Origin of the sequence: Pseudonocardia sp. SID8383, assembly GCF_009864975.1 — a bacterium.
In the GTDB taxonomy this organism is placed as follows: domain Bacteria; phylum Actinomycetota; class Actinomycetes; order Mycobacteriales; family Pseudonocardiaceae; genus Pseudonocardia; species Pseudonocardia alni.
Window position 1 is genome coordinate 1 of the sequence record NZ_WWFY01000393.1, and the last position, 2,384, is coordinate 2,384.

Genomic DNA, 2,384 nt, shown 5'->3' on the forward strand with positions numbered 1-2,384 from the left:
ATCCCGGGGCGCCGGCCTGGTCGCCGGCCGAGCCGCCCCGGTCGCCGGCCGGACCGCCCTGGTCGCCGGCCGGACCGCGGTCGCCGCTCGGAGCGCCGTCCTCGCCCGAAGTCGTGTCGTCGCCCGAGCCCGTGTCGGGGGCCGTGTCGTCGCCGGAACCCTGATCTCCGCCCGAGCCGTGGTCGTCGCCGGAACCCTGATCCCCGCCCGAGCCGTGGTCGTCGCCGGAACCCTGATCCCCGCCCGAGCCGTGGTCGTCGCCGGAACCCTGGTCTCCGCCCGGCTTCCGGTCATCGGCGGAGTCCTGCTTCTTGTCGCCGGTGCCGGAGTCGCCCGCGCCCGATGTCGTGTCGCCGGAGTCCCCACCGGAACCCGAGCCCTGGGCGGAGCCGGAGCCACGGTCGTCACCCGAACCGGACCCGGCGTCGTTCCCCGAGCCGCCCGAGCCCGACGATCCCCCGTGGCCGCCGGAGCCGGAGTCGTCGCCGCCCGCGCCGCCGTCATCGCCCCCCGGCCCGTCCCCCTCGGGCCCGGCCGCCCCGGGGGCGGCGGAGGCGCCGGGCTTCCCCGACCCGGCGCGTCCGTCACCACCGGTGGCCGGACCACCCGAACCGGCTCCCCCACCCGGGGCGGTACCCGTCGTGGGGCAGTCCGCGGTCGTCGTCGCGCCCGGTCGGCCGTCCCCCGTGTCCGCGAACGCCGCAGCCGGAAAGCTGATCAACATCGCGGCGGCGATCGCCACGACTCTCACAGAGCGTCCCATCAGGCTCCTCCGCAACAGTGGTCTCCTGATCCCCACGGAACGCTAGATGCCACAGAGTCACCACGAGCACCTGTGTCACCACATCGAGTAGGCAACCCCTCCACCGAGCGACCGCAGAACGTGGCCGGAACAGACACCCCACGCGTCCGAGGGACCGATCGGGTCACCGGACCGTGGCCCGTTCCCGGCCCCGTCCCCCGCCGCACAGGTTCCGTACGCGCCGCACGGGTCCGGACCCGTGCGGCGCGTACGGAACCTGTGCGGCAGCGGGGCCGGGAACGACGAGAGCCCCGTCCGGCAGGGTGCCGGACGGGGCTCTCGGGGCGGAGCGGGGTGCTTACCAGCCGCGAGCGGCGTAGCGCTGCTCCTCGGGGATGTCGGCGATGTTGATGCCGACCATGGCCTCGCCGAGACCGCGGGAGACCTTGGCGATCATCTCGGGGTCGTCGTGGAAGGTCGTGGCCTTCACGATCGCCGACGCGCGCTGCGCCGGGTCGCCGGACTTGAAGATGCCGGAGCCGACGAACACGCCCTCGGCGCCGAGCTGCATCATCATCGCGGCGTCGGCCGGGGTCGCGATGCCACCGGCGGTGAACAGCACGACCGGCAGCTTCCCGGTGCGGGCGACCTCCGCGACCAGCTCGACCGGGGCGCGCAGCTCCTTGGCCGCGATGTAGAGCTCGGCGGCGTCGAGCGAGGCGAGCCGGCCGATCTCGGCGCGGATCGAGCGCATGTGCCGGGTGGCCTCGACGACGTTGCCGGTGCCGGCCTCACCCTTCGAGCGGATCATCGCCGCACCCTCGGAGATGCGGCGCAGGGCCTCACCGAGGTTGGTGGCACCGCAGACGAACGGGGCGGTGAAGCTCCACTTGTCGATGTGGTGGGCCTCGTCGGCCGGGGTCAGCACCTCGGACTCGTCGATGTAGTCGACGCCGAGGGACTGCAGGACCCGGGCCTCGACGAAGTGGCCGATGCGGGCCTTCGCCATGACCGGGATGGACACGGCCTCGACGATGCCGGTGATCATGTCCGGGTCCGACATGCGGGCCACGCCGCCGTTGGCACGGATGTCGGCCGGGACGCGCTCCAGGGCCATGACGGCGACGGCCCCGGCGTCCTCGGCGATCTTGGCCTGATCCGGGGTGACGACGTCCATGATCACGCCGCCCTTCAGCATCTCGGCCATCCCGCGCTTCACCCGCGCGGTGCCGTGCTGCGGACCGGCGGTGTCGGGGGTGTTCTCAGCTGCGGACACGGGTGATCGGAGCTCCTCACATGACGGTCGGACTGCGTGGCGATTCTACGTGAGGTCGCGCAGGTGAACGCGGCGGTTCCGGATCGGCGATCTCGAAGTACACCGGCTCCGGTGCGGTGCCGTGCAGCCGCAGCAGCCGCACCAGCCGCCGCGACCGCAGGGCACGGGTGTCGCGGACGGCGTCGTTGTGCACCCGGCGGGCCAGCACGACCAGTGCCTCGGCATCGGCGAGGTCATCGCAGGGCCCCGACCGGGCCGACCCCCGCCCGACGACGGCGAGCTGCCTGGTCAGAGCGTTCTCCGCGGCCTCGCGGGCGGCGCGGCTCCCGGCCGGGTCCCGGCCGTCCGGGGCCGGAGCGGGCAGTG

General features: G+C 74.0%; 1 protein-coding gene and 2 pseudogenes. All 3 read right to left on the reverse strand.

Annotated elements, in window-relative coordinates; translation table 11 throughout:
• Positions 1-763 (reverse strand): annotated as a pseudogene (locus GTW08_RS31720) (hypothetical protein); the annotation flags it as partial.
• 337 nt (positions 764-1,100) lie between these two features.
• Complete coding sequence (gene pdxS / locus GTW08_RS09605) at positions 1,101-2,018, reverse strand: pyridoxal 5'-phosphate synthase lyase subunit PdxS (protein WP_073574636.1); 918 nt, start codon at positions 2,016-2,018, stop codon at positions 1,101-1,103.
• Between the two features lie 16 nt (positions 2,019-2,034).
• Positions 2,035-2,384, reverse strand: a pseudogene (locus GTW08_RS30985) (hypothetical protein); the annotation flags it as partial.